A 16,553-nucleotide genomic window follows, 5' to 3' on the forward strand; every position below is an offset into this window, starting at 1 on the left:
CTTCACCGCTCCGGTTTTGAACATCATCCCTAGCCTACGTGCCGTGATCTCATCCGCCGCCTCCATTTGTGCCCAGAGGAACGCCGCAACCAGTTCGCCGGGCAAAAAACTGGACCCGATATCGCACCAGGTGTATTTGTCGACCTGACCGCGGAAGAACTGACTGCGGTTAGTGCCCTTCTCGCGGATGATCTCGGCACGCGCAGCCAATTTCTCATCGTTGATCAGCAGCGCGCCACCCTCGCCGGAAATGATGTTCTTCGTCTCGTGAAAACTCAGACAGCCCAGATGGCCAATGGATCCAAGCGCACGCCCCTGGTAGCTGGACATCAGGCCTTGTGCCGCATCCTCGACCACCATCAGTCCATGTCGGGCGGCGATATCCATGATGGTGTTCATTTCGCAAGCAATGCCCGCGTAGTGCACCGGAACGATGGCCTTGGTGCGTGGAGTGATGGCCGCTTCGATCAGGCGCTCATCGATGTTCAGGGTATCTGGGCGAACATCCACGAACACCGGAATGGCACCGCGCAACACAAATGCATTGGCGGTCGAGACAAAAGTGTACGAGGGCATGCTCACTTCATCCCCGGGCTCGATGTTCAGCAGAATCGCTGCCATCTCGAGCGCTGCGGTGCAGGAGTGCGTGAGCAGGGCCTTGCGGGTCTGGGTGCGCTCTTCCAGCCATTGGTGGCAGCGTTTGGTGAATGGACCATCACCCGCCAGCATGCCGTTGAAATTGGCCTGAGCAATGTAGAAAAGCTCTTTGCCCGTCATGTGGGGCTTGTTGAAAGGTATTTTCATTAGATTTTCCGAGCAATTACCAAAGACCGTGACCGGAGATTATTTTGCCATGTATCCTGAAGGGTGCGCGACTGGTCGTGCCTCCGGAACAGTATAACGGCTCAATGCCGATTTGCATGGAACTTGACCTTCAGCACCGGTGCGTGATGAGGCCAGCGAAGCGGGGAGCCGCGTATTCGAACGGATTGGCCGGCAAATGCTTGAGCTTGGACAGGCGCAGGTACGCAATGGCGATGAAGTTCTTGCTCGTTCGGAAGCCGCGAGCGGCGCGCTTGGCGTTTTGCAGCAGTCCGTTCATGGCCTCCACAAACGCATTGCTGCGCCCCTGCTGCATGCCCGCGATCACGCCCTCCAAGTGCGTCTTGAGCGTGCGCGCCAACCGTTTGAAGGGCTCCAGGCGCGCTCGCATGGCCCAGCCGATCCAGCGCTGCAGCCCCTCTCGGGCCACCTCTTCGCTGTGACTGTGCGCCGCCGCCTCGTACACCTGAGCCAGCGCCACCTTCAGGCGCCAGGCCCGTGCACTTTGCAGGTTCGTGCGCTGCAAGCTGTACATCGCCTGCATGTGCCGCTGGTTCCAGGCCGCGTGGTGCGTGCGCATGGCCCAGCTCAGGCTGCGCCGGCTGGCGCGGTCGAGCTCGCCCAGCGCCAGCGCGACCGCATTGGGTCGGGCCTTGAACTCGGCCGCGCGCACCTCGTCCATCGCCTTGCCCGCCAGCGCGGCCACATGAAAGCGGTCGTAGCAGATGGCCACCTGCGGCAGTTGCTGCTGCACGCCTTTGAGGTAGGCCGCACTCATGTCCATGCTCACGTGGCTGATCGCCTGAGCGTTGCCACCATGCTCGGCCAGGTCCTTGGCAAAGGCGTCGAGTGTCTGATGGTCGCGCCCCTCGGTGACAAAGAGCAGGCGCTTTTGCTGCAGATCGTGCACCGCCGTGACGTACTCATGGCGCTTGCGCAGGCTGGTCTCGTCGATGCCGATGTGGCGCACGCCGCTCATGTCGTCCTGAGTCCGGGCTACCTTGACGTAGTGCGCGATGCGCCGCCACAGGGCCTTGGCGTCGGCCCTCAGATGCCGTGCCGCGTGGGCCACCGGCAGTTCTTTACACAGACTCAATGCCAGCGCTTCAAACAGCAGCGTAAAGCCGCTGCCCTCACGCGCCCAGGGCACGGGCACCTGGCTGGTCTTGCCACAGGCGCTGCAGCTCACGCGGGGAATATCGGCATGCAGCCAGGCTTCGAACTGAAAGAAGTCCAGGTGGCGCCAGGAGCGGCGCACGCGTTCGTGGATACCTTGGTCCACCATGCCGCAATGCGGGCAGGTCATGCGCCGCTCGGTGCAGATCACATCAAAGTCGATGCGCCGCTTGGCGGTGTTGAGTTCGGCGCGCTCCACACGCCAGGGGGCTTGCAGCCCAAGGGCTGCGGTGAACAGGGCTTCGGTGCTCAGGCTCATGAGATCAAAGGGCTGGGTCTCGCAAGGGTCGAAAAGGCAGCAGCATCCGCCAGCTTCACACCCTCATCACGCACCGGTGCTGAAGGTCAAGTTCCATGCAAATCGGCATTGAGCCAGTATAACCCGGTGTCAAGCCCGAGATCGAGAAAACCGGTGCAAACGGGAAATTCTGTCGCAAAGCGTAATTAAATAGGATATGTATCTTCTATTTTTCGAAATTTGATAAAACGAGCTGGATTTCCACCTACTATTGAAAATGGTGCTACATCATCGGTTACAACGCTACTTGCAGCAACTACTGCGCCATCACCAATTGTCACGCCAGGTAAAATGGTAGCTCCTGCACCTATCCAGACATAGTTACCGATGGAGACACTTTTGGACTGATCGGGAAGATCCAAACTTCGGTAGTCATGGGTTGCACTCAATACCCTGACGTGTGGAGCCAAGGCACAACGATTTCCAATGGAGATGTAAGCGCCATCGGCAACTATTGCACCAAAAAACTCACAACCCCGATTGATGGAAACGTCATTGCCGATGCTGATTTTCCACGGGTAGCGAAAATAGGTTCCGTAGTCGATCATAGAATTTGAGCCCAAATTCTTAAGAGCAAGCTTAAAAATCAAAAATCGAAACGGGTGCGGTAGAATATCCAATAACTTAACTGTCAAATTTTCAAAGAACGAATAGGCTCCGAATAGTATGAGCTTTACGCGCAAGTTCGAGGCAATAAGGGAGGCCACTTTAGACAATTTCAGCTTCCTGTCTGGTGGGCTAGGTTGGGACGGAACGCCCAAAATTTCTGGCCTACGAAAAAAAATAAAGCCATGAATATTATCAAGCCACCCATGACCCATTGATGAGGAAAACCAAGATTATCTACCAGCAGCAAGAGTGCCAGAAAATTAATAACATATCCAAGTATATAGATTGTGATGTAGCGAATCAATGCCGGGGTGGTGGCGCCATCAAAGTGAAATGACCATGTTTTGTTGAGAAAAAAAGTCTGAATGATTCCAAGCACATATACCAGGCTCATTGCGAGCTTCGGTTCCACTCCTGTGGCTGTAATGCTAAGGTATAAAAAATAGGTGACTATATTGTTTAGAATCCCAACTATCCCATACCGAATCAGCTGTCTAATAGTGGATCTCATGACAGTATCAAGCCTTCTAGAGATATCTTGAAATAAAATTTCTTGTTTGTAAATTCATCAGCACGGAGCGCTTGATATTTGATGATCAGTTGCCTGTAGGTAGCCAGCATAACAGTACAAGCGATAAAAAGACAGCTCACCGCGTCAGCCTGTGATATAGGTCCATCGGCTCCCGGAACTTGAAGCCCAGACGGGCATACAGGTTCAGCACCGGCAAGTTGCTCACGGAAATGGAACTGACAAGCTCAGCATGACCTTGGGAAAAAAGTGATTCACAAACCGTGGTCCAGAGATATTTCGCCAATCCTTGCCCCATGAATCCAGGTGCCAGGGCATGCAGTACAAGCAGATTGCCATTGACGGCCATGAAGCCGGCCAGTTGTTGTTGATAATACAGGCCTGACACTTTGTGTTCAGCATGCAGATCCCTAAGCCAATTGCAGTAACGCAAGTCCGCCCACGCTGGTTGAAGGTTGAAATCCTTGTGAAATCGATCGTGCTTGAACGCCGAGGCACAAATCGGAAGCAAAGCCTCAATCGATGTGTCTGATGAAAAGGTGGCTGCTGCATCGTGAAATCCATGGAAGCTGGTTGATGTGCAATAGGGCTGAATCAGCGTATCGCAATAATAGAACCCGGCCTCATGCAGCGGCTGCTTGGATTGCAGCGGCGGCACCCTGACGGTGTAATGGCCGGGGCTGGCGGCGGCTTCCTGCAACTCATCGATGGTCGCATCACAGATTTCAAAAGTGGGCATTCCGAAAATTCGGCTATCCCATGGCGATGATTTCTTCATAAATCAGCAGGTTGAAAGGTCACTTCACGAACCACATACAGTGGGCGGCGCTTGACTTCGTCGAACGTTTTTCCAAGGTAGACACCCAGGATACCGAGGATACCGATGATGATGCCGCCGAGAAAATAAATCGAAACAATCAGACTGCTCCAACCCTGTATCGGTGTGTCGTTCACCAGAGCGTGGTAAGTGATGAAGCTGCCGTAGCAGAACGCCAGCAGGGAAATGGTAAGACCAAAACGGATGGCCAGGCGCAGGGGCTTGTCTGAATAGGCAATAATGGTTTCGGTGGCCAAGCGCCACAGTTTGGCAAACGTGTAGGAAGACTGACCGGCGAATCGATCATCGTGCTGGACGTCGATACTGGCTGTGGAAAAACCGAGCCAGGTTACCAAGCCGCCGAAAAACCGGAGCTGTTCACGCATGCAGCGGAAATTGGCCACCACTTTACGTGACATGATGCGGAAATTTCCGGTTTCACCGTCGTATTCCATATCGGCCAAATAGCTGAACAACCTATAAAACACCCAGGACGTCAAGCGTTTGAGGACTGGGTCGCTGCGGCTACCGCGCCGGGCCAAAACCACGTCATGTCCATGCTGAGCTTTTTCATATAGTCGCGGGATCTCTTCGGGGCGATCCTGCAGGTCGCAATCCATGACCACCACCCAGTCGCCATCACAGAAATCAAGGCCGGCCGTGATACCGTAGTGTTGCCCAAAATTCCGGCTGAAACGAATACCCTTGACACGAGCATCCGTTTTCGCCATGGCCTGAATTCTTTCCCATGAGCGATCGCCACCACAATCCTCGACCAACAGCAACTCAAAATCCTGGGTGATCGGTTCGACTGCGTACTTGATACGTGTGTAAAGCTCATCAAGACAGTCTTGCGCTTTGTACACGGGAATAACAATGGAAATGTGTGGCATGATGTTCGAAGTCTGTTCGGATGGCTGGAAGCGGCGACAAGGTGTAATAAATTACTCTTCCGGCTGGAAGCTGAAGGTTGAAATTACCACGCTTCTCGGGTTCAGTCCAACATTCGCGCTGAGCCTGATTTTTTGAACTGAGTCCGCAGTCCGTGTTCGTCGAATCTGCTGGGCAAAGGAGTTTTGTTGCAGGCTCTCGATCGGGCGTCTATTGATCTGAATTTGGGTGGGAAGCTGTGTTGATGGAGTAAACGGCGCAGTGATGATCATGCCGCTGATGGGTGGCAGCATGAATATCCACAAATCCGAACTTTTGGTGCGCGTGGAATCATCCAGTTTGCTGAAAATCAGGTACTGGTTGTCCTGGTGACTGGCTTGCCGAAAGACAAGAGAATAACAATCTGAGTCTTCCGGACAGGTGTCTCGGTCAAAACTCATGGGTTTTGTCGCTTTTTTCTTGATAAACGAAGACCAAAAGTTATCGGTAGTTACCGCTATACCACGGTGATTTTCCATCAAACCACCAATCAAAATAGTGGAGCCTTCAGGCATCGATTGGAATTCTTCCGTTGCCACGACCTGTTCGACCAATTGAGTTTTACGTTGAGCCAGTTTTTGATCCAAAGCAATATATTGATTTCTGGCGTCCACGGCCAATGTGATCAGCAGCGTGCAAGAGGTCAGCAGCGCTACCATCAAGGTCCGCACCCAAGGTCTGCACGATTGTGAGAGTTTGCTCAGCAGCGCCAGCAGCAAAGCGAGAAACACGCAGACAGCGATAAATGAATAATAGGTGTAGAGGTACGATCTGGTATTGCCACTTACCCAGATCTGATGTTTCTCAACGAAACCCAGGAGCAGATTGGGTAGAAAGATGGTAACCAGTGCGACTGCCAGCCCGATCTTGATGGATGAATATTGCAGGTCAGCCAGTTTTTGGCTATTCAGAAGACCAAAAATCAAAGCACTTGCGCAAAGTGCCTTTAGCAGGCTGCTGGATTGCAAATTCTCAAGAATCTGGCGCAGGCCGGTGGCGCCGGAAATATAGGATTGATGGTGCTCTGAGTGAACAAAATCCAGCGACAGTAAAGGAAAGGCATTGATGCTGTGGTAATCCCCCCGAAAAACCAAAGTTCCCAGAAGTAGAATTTTCCAAGAAGGAAGTTCTACGTGAAGAAGTCGAGATTTACCGACAGCCAGATCATGGCTGCCTTGAAGCGAGTTGAGGCCGGTCTGGCGGTGCCAGAGATCTGCCGGGAGGTGGGGATCAGTACCGCTACTTTTTACAAGTGGCGTGCCAAGTTCGGCGGTATGGACACCTCCATGATGGCCCGCATGAAGGAGCTTGAAGACGAGAACCGGCGCCTCAGGAAGATGTATCTGGAGGAGAAGCTCAAGGCTGAAATCGCCAACGAGTACCTCGCAAAAAAGTAACACGGCCATCTCGTCGGCGCGAGATGGCCAAGGAAGTCGTGCAGCAGCGTGCCGTCGCCATACGAGTCGCCTGTGCGGTGTTCTCGATCAGTGAATCCTGCTACCGCTACGAGTGCAAACAAAACGCCGAGAACGAGGAGATTGCCAACTGGCTGATGCGCCTGACGGACAACCACCGCAACTGGGGATTCGGCCTGTGCTACCTGTACCTGCGCAACGTGAAGAATTTTGGCTGGAACCACAAACGGGTCTACCGCATTTACCGCGAGCTGGAGCTCAACCTGCGCATCAAGCCACGCAAGCGGCTGATGCGGGAGAAGCCGCAACCATTGGCCGTGCCGCAGGCTATCAATCAGGTCTGGTCCATGGACTTCATGCACGACAGGCTGGAGGACGGCAGGAATCTGCGCTTGTTCAACGTGATCGACGACTTCAACCGTGAGGCGCTTGGCATTGAGGTGGACTTCTCGCTGCCCAGTGAGCGGGTGATCCGGGCGCTGAAGCAGATCATTGCCTGGCGAGGCAAGCCGCTGGTGATTCGTTGCGACAACGGGCCGGAGAACATCAGCGGCACCATTCAGAACTGGGCCAGTGAATGGGGCATCCAGATCGAATACATCCAGCCTGGTAAGCCGCAGCAAAACGCCTACGTTGAGCGGTTCAACCGGACGGTGCGATACGAATGGTTATCCCAGTATCACTGGTCAAGCCTTGAAGAGGTTCAGGACTTCGCCACGCAATGGATGTGGTCCTACAATCACGACCGCCCGAACATGGCCCTGGGCGGATTCACCCCAAAGCAGCATCTGGCCATGGCTGCATAACCGTTCTACTTCTGCGGACTGTGGAAATTGGGGGGATTACCCTGTAAGTCCAGATGACATTGACGATGCTCTGCAGACTACCATGATAGATTTGATTGCCATCATAGCCGGAAGGAAAAAAATGGCGCCATAGAACGTAGCAGACCAGGTAGGTGGTGACGCTGGCCAGCTGTACGAAGATCTGGAGGCTGCTTTTTCTTAAATTGTAGCGGGGTTCGAATCTTCCGCTGGGAACGATGCTGGCCAGCAATATAAATAACGGGAAAAAGAGTACAAACAGTTCTATACCCAAAGAGACGAAATAAAGAAGGCCCGCTAACATGGCCGTCGTTGTACTGTTCGTTTCGATGGATCTCCTAAATACCGCCAATGAGAACAAGAAACAGCTGGCGTAAGCATTGAAGGCAAACGGGTAAGCCGTCATTGCATTGTGTTCCCAGCCATTTTGTTGTAGGGACAAAAATAGCGTGGTGACGGCAACAACGAGCCAGGGTGAGCGGAATGCCTGATAAACGACCGTGCCGAGTGCGGTCAGCAGCATGAGCACAGAAAAAATTTTGGTGGCTGCGTGCCAATAAATGCTGTCAATCAGATAAGGTACCTGCAGAAGTGGATAACCCCATAGAAAGGAAAATCGCCCCTGATTTTTGGCTGCTGTCAGTGTTATGTTTGCAATGCTGTTGCTGCCGTAGTTGACGGCGGTATTCAAATCGTCAAAAGTTGTTTGACCAACATAAATGATGGGGTGAAATGTTGCAACCGCCAGCAACAGCAATGCGAAATAGTAGGCAGTTGAATTAACCGACTTTTGGCTGTAGCCCGCTTGTAGATTTTGCATGGGTTCAGGTCTCGGTTTGCCGTGGTGCATTTCGCAGCATCCGACCCGTGCTGAGTCCTATGGCGTCCAGCAATTGCTGGGCCGACTGCTTCCAGTTCAGCCAGGGAAAATGCGCGGATTGGGGATGCCGATTGTCCTGGTAGAGCGCCAGCCATTCCTGTATGGCAACGGCTAGTGCCTGGGGGGACAGACCTTCGAAATAGTGAGCGTGTTCACCTGCCACCTCTTTGAAAACAGGCAAAGACCGGGCTAGTATGGGTAGGCGATGCTGGGCAGCCTCAATCAACGGCAGACCAAAGCCTTCACCCTCACTGGCGGCGATCAGGCAGGTGCTCGCCGCATAGACTTTTTCGAGGTATTCGTCGCTGAGGCCCTCCAGCCACAATAGACGTTTTCCATTTTCGGGGTGTTCGATGATGCGTTGAAGCAGGGAGTCGACCAGCCATCCACGACGCCCTGCAATCACCAGTTTAAGATCCAGACCTTGGTTCCACAGCAGTTCAAAGGCATCCAGGGTTTGGCGGTGTCCCTTGCGCGGTTCGATGGTGCTGACCATCAAAAAACTGTGACTGTTTTGGATCGAGTCCAGTATTTCTTCGGCGGATTCGGGCAGCCCCATGGTAGGCAGGCTGTTTTGAACGTCGGCGCCCAGATGAAAGCTGTGTACGCTGGGGCCTGGCCGAACGCGTTGGGGGGGGTGCTGTTCCAGCCAGGTGGAGACATCCCGCGCCACAGCAGCCGATATGCAGCACAGCCCGCTTGCATGGCGCGTCAAGGAGTCCAGCCAGCCCATATACATGGGCGAAATCTCCGCCGGCCACCATTCCGGGTGTTGAATCGGCAGCATGTCGTAGACGATGAAAAACAGCTCGACGCCTTTGTTGCCCATGTCCCGGTAAATCGCTTCGACCTCGGAAACGATGTGCATGTTCAGGTCCAGTGACAAATAGATGTCGCCTTGGTAGAAATCGACCGGTTCGTCGGATCCGGTGTTCAAAGCATGGCCTGCTTTGGCGGCAAACGCATCGGCGTAGTGGTAGTGCCCTTCGCTGAAGCGGATGGCCCGCACCGTGTGATTCACGGGCGGACAGATCAACAACTCATTGAAGATGGATCGCCCCACGCGTTGAATGCCGGACTTGGCGTCTGTGATCGCGAGCACAGAGACGTCGAGCAGCAACTGCCTCTTTTCAGGGCGCCGGTTGTAGGCCATGGCCTTTGCCGCGTTTCGAATGACCTCGTCGCTGGTCGGATGCCGTCTAAATTCGTCTGCCAGACACTGCATGAGGTCGGTGGCCGCCGCGCCGTGCGTTTTGGCAGCACCGGCTGAGGCATCGTTCAGCCAGCTCAAAATTGCCGGCAGGTCTTCTTCTGATCGCAGCGACAGGGTGGCACAGCTCAGGGCGTATCGATCCAAAGGCTTGAGGATCTGGTGGTTGTCTTCATCGACATGACCCAGCCATATCAGCAGGTCGGGCCGGTTGTTTTCTATGAAGTCGGTATACACAGCTCGAGAGACTGTGCGACCACTGGAGGGGTCCTGCGGAGGTACGCAAAACAGCCTGAATTCGCAACCATTCGAATCGGGTGCGAGCACTTCTTTCAGGGCCAGTACATTGCCGCTGTTGCGCTCGTCCAGAATGAAGCGGCATTCGTGGCCGACGGCTTGTTGCAGCAAGCGTTTGGCCAACATGACCGCCGTCGAGCTCCGTCTAAACGGTAAAAGGTCCGTTTGGGCAGCTTGAAGATCAATAAGGATGCGCATCAGGCCGTTCAATCTTGTGATGCATTGATCTTGTTGATCAATTGCAGGTAAATAGTGCGCGCGTGAGGTGACAGTGGCACGCTTTCGAGTTGCGTCTGAGCAGAAACATCATCCCGGCCGGCCCGGTTTGTATCGACCGTTGGTATGACGCGCCGCCCGGTCAATTTGCGCACGAGGGCTGTCAGCCGCTCCTGCGGACCATGTGTTCTCAGCAGTCTGAGCTGCAGGCTGGCCCAACGCAAAGGTCGGGTCAGTTGCCAGGATCGGCTTGCGTGGAGGGATTGAAAGGCCTGTTCCATGTGCATGGCACGGTCTTGCGCGTGAGCCGCCAGTTCAATTGCGTGTTCAACCTTGGCTTCAAGTTCGCCGTGCGCAGCAATCCATGACCGCAACGTCGCATTCGCTTCAATTGCGTGCTCAACCTTGGCTTCAAGTTCGAGATGCGCCGACCGCAACATCGCATTCGCTTCAATTGCGTGTTCAACCTTGGCTTCAAGTTCGAGGTGCGTCGCAACCCATGACCGCACCATCGCATTCGCTTGGTCGTGGCGCTCGCAAAGTTCGTTCAGCGTCAAGCCGATCTCTTTGGCAAAGGCCTGATCGGACCGTTCCAGAATGTCTGCCGGTCCACGCTTTTGCGCCACCACGGCGTAGTCAGGGCTGGCGCCTTCCAAGACGTCTATCAAGCTTGGATCGGTATCTTGTTCAAGGCGGGCAGATTGTTGGAGTCGCAGAATCTTGCTTCGTTGGAAGCCGTAATACTCTGGCAGGAAGGAAAGCAGTAGCGGTGGGATGGGGCGCTGGGGTAATCCCCCCAATTTCCACAGTCCGCAGAAGTAGAACGGTTATGCAGCCATGGCCAGATGCTGCTTTGGGGTGAATCCGCCCAGGGCCATGTTCGGGCGGTCGTGATTGTAGGACCACATCCATTGCGTGGCGAAGTCCTGAACCTCTTCAAGGCTTGACCAGTGATACTGGGATAACCATTCGTATCGCACCGTCCGGTTGAACCGCTCAACGTAGGCGTTTTGCTGCGGCTTACCAGGCTGGATGTATTCGATCTGGATGCCCCATTCACTGGCCCAGTTCTGAATGGTGCCGCTGATGTTCTCCGGCCCGTTGTCGCAACGAATCACCAGCGGCTTGCCTCGCCAGGCAATGATCTGCTTCAGCGCCCGGATCACCCGCTCACTGGGCAGCGAGAAGTCCACCTCAATGCCAAGCGCCTCACGGTTGAAGTCGTCGATCACGTTGAACAAGCGCAGATTCCTGCCGTCCTCCAGCCTGTCGTGCATGAAGTCCATGGACCAGACCTGATTGATAGCCTGCGGCACGGCCAATGGTTGCGGCTTCTCCCGCATCAGCCGCTTGCGTGGCTTGATGCGCAGGTTGAGCTCCAGCTCGCGGTAAATGCGGTAGACCCGTTTGTGGTTCCAGCCAAAATTCTTCACGTTGCGCAGGTACAGGTAGCACAGGCCGAATCCCCAGTTGCGGTGGTTGTCCGTCAGGCGCATCAGCCAGTTGGCAATCTCCTCGTTCTCGGCGTTTTGTTTGCACTCGTAGCGGTAGCAGGATTCACTGATCGAGAACACCGCACAGGCGACTCGTATGGCGACGGCACGCTGCTGCACGACTTCCTTGGCCATCTCGCGCCGACGAGATGGCCGTGTTACTTTTTTGCGAGGTACTCGTTGGCGATTTCAGCCTTGAGCTTCTCCTCCAGATACATCTTCCTGAGGCGCCGGTTCTCGTCTTCAAGCTCCTTCATGCGGGCCATCATGGAGGTGTCCATACCGCCGAACTTGGCACGCCACTTGTAAAAAGTAGCGGTACTGATCCCCACCTCCCGGCAGATCTCTGGCACCGCCAGACCGGCCTCAACTCGCTTCAAGGCAGCCATGATCTGGCTGTCGGTAAATCTCGACTTCTTCACGTAGAACTTCCTTCTTGGAAAATTCTACTTCTGGGAACTTTGGTTTTTCGGGGGGATTACCCTGGTGGGTGGGGTCCAGATAGAAATCACGGGTGGCAACCGCGATGTTCTCAGGATTGGGTGTTTCCATGATCAGCAACCCACCCGGCTTCAACACCCTCAGCGACTCCGAGACGATGACCTGCAGCTGATCGAACGGAATGTGTTCAACCATGTGGAATGCCGAGATGATGGCCTGACTCTCGTTCGGCAGAGCAGCCAGATAGGCCACAGCATCGCCTTTGACGGCAGGTAAGTGCAATGCCCGACAAGCTTCAAGCATCCCTTCGTCCAGATCGATCCCCAGTGGCTCAATGCCCTCCTCCTGAAGCACTTCGAGCCATTCCCCGCGACCGCAGCCGAGATCCAGACCTCGTGCATCGGAATAGATCTGTTTCAGAGGTGAAATGAAGGCCCGATAAACATCTAGGCGCGAACGGATCAATGACCTTGACCCCCGAAATTTCTCTTCGAATGCGCGGTAAAACAGATCAGTCATGGCTGGATTGCAGTTGGGGAGGAAGCCAGGCACAGCCAACAAAGCTGCTCTTGTCGAGGTTCACCACGTTGAACACCAGGGCCAGGTCTTTCCATTCGTAGTTTTTCGCAATGTGTGTATCGCCGGTGTGCAACGAAGTGGCGATCGAGTAGGTGCCCGGCCCCAGCGAGGCATCGAAACGGAACACATAGGTCGCCAGGTGACCGGCGCGGACGTCATGGATCACGTTGCTCAGGTGATAGGTGTTGGTGCCAAAGATCGGTTGCCCCAGGCGGTCTTTGATCATGTAGCCCAGCACCAGCTCGGGCAGATGGTCCCTGGCTCCTACCACGATCTTCAGCTGGACTGGCTGCCCCACATTCACCATCTCAATGGGCTCATCAGCGTCGTTCAACAGCGCGATGCTGTGCACGATGGCTTCGCCCGTGCCAGAGACGGTTTGCACCTTTCCGCTGTCCGATACTTCCTGCCGCACCGTCTGGTTTTCCCTCTCGGCCAGCATCGCGTTGTAGTAGTCCATCACCGTTTCGGGTTCACCTTCCATGGCCAGCCGGCCGGCGTTGAGCAGGATGGCCCGGTCACAGATGGACTGGATGGCGCCCTTGTCGTGGCTGACGATCAGCAGCGTGGTGCCTTGTTCGCGGAACGCCTTGATGCGTGCAAAGCTTTTGTGCACGAAGTACGCGTCACCCACCGACAGCGCTTCGTCCACGATCAGGATGTCGGGTCGGTGCGCGGTGGCAACGCTGAAGGCCAGTCGCATCTGCATGCCGCTGCTGTAGACCCGCACGGGTTGGTCGATGTATTCGCCAATCTCGGCAAAGGCTTCGATCTCGGGCATGAGGCGCGCAATCTCTTCGACCGAGTAACCGAGCAACTGGCCCGCCATGTAGGCGTTTTGTCGCCCGGTGAAGTCCGGGTGGAAACCCATACCAAGTTCCAGCATGGCGGCCACCCTCCCGGTCAACTGAACGCTACCGGTGGTGGGTTGTGTGGTACCCGTGATCATTTTCAGCAGCGTACTTTTACCGGCACCGTTCATTCCAATGATGCCGACAGCTTCACCGGGCTGGACAGTAAAGCTGATCTCCTGCAGGATCCACTTGAGCGTGTGTCTTTTCGGGTTGAACGGCACCAGCCACTCTACCAGCCGTGCCCATCGGGACGGATACTGTTTATAGGCTTTGCCCAGGTGGGAAACGGAAATGGTGCCCATGGCGCTTAGGTTGGAGTAAGAGGGCCAAGTGGCTCAGAGTTCATCGACCATTTCGCCGGACCGGCGACGGAACAGGTAGAGACCGTAGGCGCACAGCAGTACCGACAGCACCACCACGGGCCAGAGGCTGGCCCAGTTGGGCCAGCGCCCGTACACCAGGACGTCCTGGTAACCGGCGATCAGGCGGGCCATGGGATTGAATCGGATGATTGGTTGCACACTGGCCGGCAGAATGGACGCCGGATACACAATGGGCGTGAACCAGAACCAGAAGGTCAGGAAGATGCTGAAGAATTGCCCGACATCCCGGAAGAACACATTGAGCATGCCCAGCGTGATGCCCAGACCGATAGCAAAGGCTACCTGCAGCATGATCAGCGGAAACAGGGCGACGACGACAACGCCGGGGAACTGCCCGATCAACACCAGAAACACCAGAAACAGTGCAAACACGATGGCAAAGTTGAGCAGGGCGTTGCTGACCACCACCACCGGCAGGCACAGGCGCGGAAAACTCAGCTTCTTGAGCAGGTTCGCGTTGTCCACGAACATCGTGGTAGACCGGTTTGCGATCTCTGCAAACAGCCCCCAGGTCAGGATGCCCGCGCACAGGTAGATGCTGAAGCCATGCATGCTTTCTACCCCTGGCAACCGGGCCTTCATGATCTCCGAAAAAATGACCGTGTAGACCACAATCATCGACAGTGGGTTGATGATGTTCCAGGCAGCGCCCAGCAGCGAGTTTCTATACTTGACCTGAAACTCCCGCTTGACGCTGCCCAGAATAAACCCGCGGTAGGCCCAGAGGGCACGTATCACGTTCATCAGTTTCGCCCGTAGATGTCGGCCAGGCGGACGATGTCATCCTCTCCGAGGTAGTCACCGCACTGGACTTCGATCAAGACGAGTTCTTCGTCGCCGGTGTTGCTCAGACGGTGTTTTTCGTTCAGCGCTATGTGGCGGTATTCGCCCGGTCCCGTGGGATGTAGCGTCTCACCGATCTGGACGTCGCCGTGGCCGCGCACCACCACCCAGTGTTCCGCTCGCTTGTGGTGGTACTGAAGGCTCAGGCTTTGCCCAGGCTTGACCGTGATGCGCTTGACCTTGTAGCCGACCTCTTCCTTGAGCATGGCGTAGGTTCCCCAGGGGCGTTGCACCGCAGCGGGCAGCAGCGTGGTCTGGTGCGGCGGGCTGTCGACATGCCGCTCCTTGAGCGCATCCACCACCCGTTTGACGTTTTGCGCCTGTTCCTTGCTGGTGATCAGCAGCGCGTCGGGCGTGTCCACGATCACCAGATCTTTGACGCCCACCGTGGCCACGACCTTGTGACCGTGGCTGTCGATGTGCACATGGGTGTCGGTGGTGTCGATTGCAACCCAATCGGCGTCGTCTGCTGTGCCCAGGGTGTTGCCGCTGGCATCTGCGCTGTGGGCCCGTGCGACTGAGGGCCAGGTGCCCACGTCGCTCCAGCCAAATCGGGCGGGCACCATGGTGACGTTGCCGGCGCGTTCCATCACGGCGTAGTCGATGCTGATGTCGGGTTGCAGGCCGAAGCTGTGGACTTCAAAACGCGTAACACTTTCCGGACTGGCCGGTCCCATGGCCGGGTGCTGCTGGGTGCTGGCGTGGGCCATGGCCTCGCGAGCTGCGTGCAGCACGTCGGGCGAGTGTTCGGCGAAGGCGCTGAGCAGGGTGCCGACCGTGAAACAGAACATGCCGCTGTTCCAGTAGTAGCGGCCTGTGGCCAGATACTCCTGGGCGGTTTCCAGATCGGGCTTTTCCACAAACTTGAGCACCGGCTGGGCCTGGCGCCCGACCTTGGCAACTTCGATGTAGCCAAACCCGGTTTCTGGGCCGGTGGGGTGGATGCCAAACACCACCAGGTGGCCTTGCAGGGCTTGGCGCGCGGCTTCCAGTGCATTGGCCACAAATGTTTCGGTGTCTGGGATCAGATGGTCAGCGGGCAGCACCAGCATCACTGCATCGTCCCCTTGGGCGGCCTGGCAGGCCAGGGCGGCCAGGGCGATGGCGGGCGCCGTGTTGCGTCCCTTGGGTTCCAGCAGGTAACGCACCCGGGGCGGGTCATTCATTGCGGCCAGCAGGCCTTGAGTGAGGAACAGGTGATCCTGGTTGGTGACGATGTACACGTCGTCGGTACCGCAAGCCTGGCCGCGCGTGATAGCCTGCTCCAGCAGAGCGCTGCCACCCAGTTTCATGAAGGGTTTGGGATAAGCTTGTCGAGATGCTGGCCAAAGCCGGGTTCCAGCACCACCCGACAGAATAACGGAGACTATTTTCATACGCTTCAGTCGAACAGTTCTGCGGTCTGGAGATTCTTGGCCGCTTGATCTTTGGTCGAAAGAACCGGTGTGATATCCGTTGTCCAGTCAATCGCGATATCGGGGTCGTTCCACAGGATGCTGCGTTCATGCGCAGGCGCATAGTAGTCCGTGGTCTTGTACAGGAACTCTGCGGTATCGCTCAGCACAACGAATCCATGAGCAAAACCTTCCGGCACCCACAACTGGTGTTTGTTCTCAGCGCTCAGCAAGGCGCCCACCCATTTCCCGAACGTGGGTGACGAGCGCCGAATATCCACTGCGACATCGAACACAGCTCCCTCGACTACCCTGACCAGCTTGCCTTGGGGTTGCTGGACCTGATAGTGAAGACCGCGCAGCACGCCTTTGACCGACTTTGAGTGGTTGTCTTGCACAAACTTGACGGGGTGTCCAATAGCCTCCTCAAACTTGGAGAGGTTGAAGCTCTCAAAGAAGAAGCCGCGGTCATCGCCGAACACCTTGGGTTCGAAAAGGATGACGTCAGGGATGGCTTGAGGTGTGGCTTTCATGGGGGAGTCC

General features: G+C 55.7%; 15 protein-coding genes and 2 pseudogenes. 1 reads left to right on the forward strand and 16 read right to left on the reverse strand.

Annotated elements, in window-relative coordinates:
• Positions 1 to 33 precede the first annotated feature (33 nt).
• From rffA to AC23D4_RS21570, 7 genes and pseudogenes are all read right to left on the reverse strand, one after another.
• Positions 34 to 777: pseudogene (gene rffA, locus AC23D4_RS21540) on the reverse strand (dTDP-4-amino-4,6-dideoxygalactose transaminase); the annotation flags it as partial.
• 157 nt (positions 778 to 934) lie between these two features.
• Positions 935 to 2,257 carry an ISL3 family transposase gene (locus AC23D4_RS21545; RefSeq protein WP_472890565.1) on the reverse strand — a complete coding sequence of 441 codons (1,323 nt, stop codon included), beginning with the start codon at positions 2,255 to 2,257 and terminating at the stop codon, positions 935 to 937.
• A 185-nt stretch (positions 2,258 to 2,442) separates the two neighbouring features.
• Positions 2,443 to 2,655, reverse strand: a pseudogene (locus tag AC23D4_RS21550) (DapH/DapD/GlmU-related protein); the annotation flags it as partial.
• 359 nt (positions 2,656 to 3,014) lie between these two features.
• Entirely contained in the window at positions 3,015 to 3,416 is a 402-nt protein-coding gene (locus AC23D4_RS21555) for a GtrA family protein (RefSeq protein ID WP_472890564.1), read from the reverse strand.
• A 136-nt stretch (positions 3,417 to 3,552) separates the two neighbouring features.
• Complete coding sequence (locus tag AC23D4_RS21560) at positions 3,553 to 4,173, reverse strand: GNAT family N-acetyltransferase (RefSeq protein ID WP_487623664.1); 621 nt, start codon at positions 4,171 to 4,173, stop codon at positions 3,553 to 3,555.
• 35 nt (positions 4,174 to 4,208) lie between these two features.
• Positions 4,209 to 5,144, reverse strand: coding sequence for a glycosyltransferase family 2 protein (locus AC23D4_RS21565; RefSeq protein ID WP_472890562.1), 936 nt, complete (start codon positions 5,142 to 5,144; stop codon positions 4,209 to 4,211).
• A 51-nt stretch (positions 5,145 to 5,195) separates the two neighbouring features.
• Positions 5,196 to 6,275, reverse strand: a complete 1,080-nt coding sequence (locus AC23D4_RS21570; RefSeq protein WP_472890561.1) for a hypothetical protein — start codon at positions 6,273 to 6,275, stop codon at positions 5,196 to 5,198.
• 39 nt (positions 6,276 to 6,314) lie between these two features.
• On the opposite strand from AC23D4_RS21570, the gene AC23D4_RS21575 reads away from it, so the two are divergent.
• Positions 6,315 to 7,402, forward strand: a protein-coding gene (locus AC23D4_RS21575; protein ID WP_472887725.1) for an IS3 family transposase whose coding sequence is annotated in 2 segments (ribosomal slippage) — positions 6,315 to 6,567 and positions 6,567 to 7,402 — 1,089 coding nt in all. Because the reading frame shifts where the segments join, the coding sequence is not laid out codon by codon here.
• On the opposite strand, the gene AC23D4_RS21580 is transcribed toward AC23D4_RS21575, so the two are convergent.
• From AC23D4_RS21580 to rfbC, 9 genes are all read right to left on the reverse strand, one after another.
• Complete coding sequence (locus AC23D4_RS21580; RefSeq protein ID WP_472887726.1) at positions 7,368 to 8,240, reverse strand: hypothetical protein; 873 nt, start codon at positions 8,238 to 8,240, stop codon at positions 7,368 to 7,370. The two genes, AC23D4_RS21575 and AC23D4_RS21580, sit on opposite strands and share 35 nt — an antisense overlap.
• 4 nt (positions 8,241 to 8,244) lie before the next feature.
• The gene (locus tag AC23D4_RS21585) at positions 8,245 to 9,933 is read right to left on the reverse strand and encodes a glycosyltransferase family 4 protein (RefSeq protein WP_472887727.1); all 1,689 of its coding nucleotides are present in this window, start codon (positions 9,931 to 9,933) and stop codon (positions 8,245 to 8,247) included.
• A gap of 80 nt (positions 9,934 to 10,013) precedes the next feature.
• Positions 10,014 to 10,679, reverse strand: coding sequence for a hypothetical protein (locus tag AC23D4_RS21590; protein ID WP_487623665.1), 666 nt, complete (start codon positions 10,677 to 10,679; stop codon positions 10,014 to 10,016).
• A gap of 171 nt (positions 10,680 to 10,850) precedes the next feature.
• Positions 10,851 to 11,938, reverse strand: a protein-coding gene (locus AC23D4_RS21595) for an IS3 family transposase (RefSeq protein ID WP_472887725.1) whose coding sequence is annotated in 2 segments (ribosomal slippage) — positions 10,851 to 11,686 and positions 11,686 to 11,938 — 1,089 coding nt in all. Because the reading frame shifts where the segments join, the coding sequence is not laid out codon by codon here.
• Positions 11,883 to 12,476: a class I SAM-dependent methyltransferase gene (locus AC23D4_RS21600; protein ID WP_487623666.1), complete on the reverse strand. Its 594-nt coding sequence runs from the start codon at positions 12,474 to 12,476 to the stop codon at positions 11,883 to 11,885. Before AC23D4_RS21600 ends, AC23D4_RS21595 begins: the two co-directional genes overlap by 56 nt.
• Positions 12,469 to 13,692 carry an ABC transporter ATP-binding protein gene (locus AC23D4_RS21605; protein ID WP_472887729.1) on the reverse strand — a complete coding sequence of 408 codons (1,224 nt, stop codon included), beginning with the start codon at positions 13,690 to 13,692 and terminating at the stop codon, positions 12,469 to 12,471. The genes AC23D4_RS21600 and AC23D4_RS21605 overlap by 8 nt, the downstream gene beginning before the upstream one ends.
• Before the next feature lie 33 nt (positions 13,693 to 13,725).
• Positions 13,726 to 14,517, reverse strand: coding sequence for an ABC transporter permease (locus tag AC23D4_RS21610; RefSeq protein ID WP_472887730.1), 792 nt, complete (start codon positions 14,515 to 14,517; stop codon positions 13,726 to 13,728).
• Positions 14,517 to 15,992: a mannose-1-phosphate guanylyltransferase/mannose-6-phosphate isomerase gene (locus AC23D4_RS21615; RefSeq protein WP_472887731.1), complete on the reverse strand. Its 1,476-nt coding sequence runs from the start codon at positions 15,990 to 15,992 to the stop codon at positions 14,517 to 14,519. Before AC23D4_RS21615 ends, AC23D4_RS21610 begins: the two co-directional genes overlap by 1 nt.
• A gap of 5 nt (positions 15,993 to 15,997) precedes the next feature.
• A complete protein-coding gene (gene rfbC, locus AC23D4_RS21620) occupies positions 15,998 to 16,543 on the reverse strand; it encodes a dTDP-4-dehydrorhamnose 3,5-epimerase (protein ID WP_472887732.1) in 546 nt (181 codons plus the stop codon).
• Positions 16,544 to 16,553: the final 10 nt, after the last annotated feature.

Source organism: Hydrogenophaga sp. L76 (assembly GCF_057654755.1).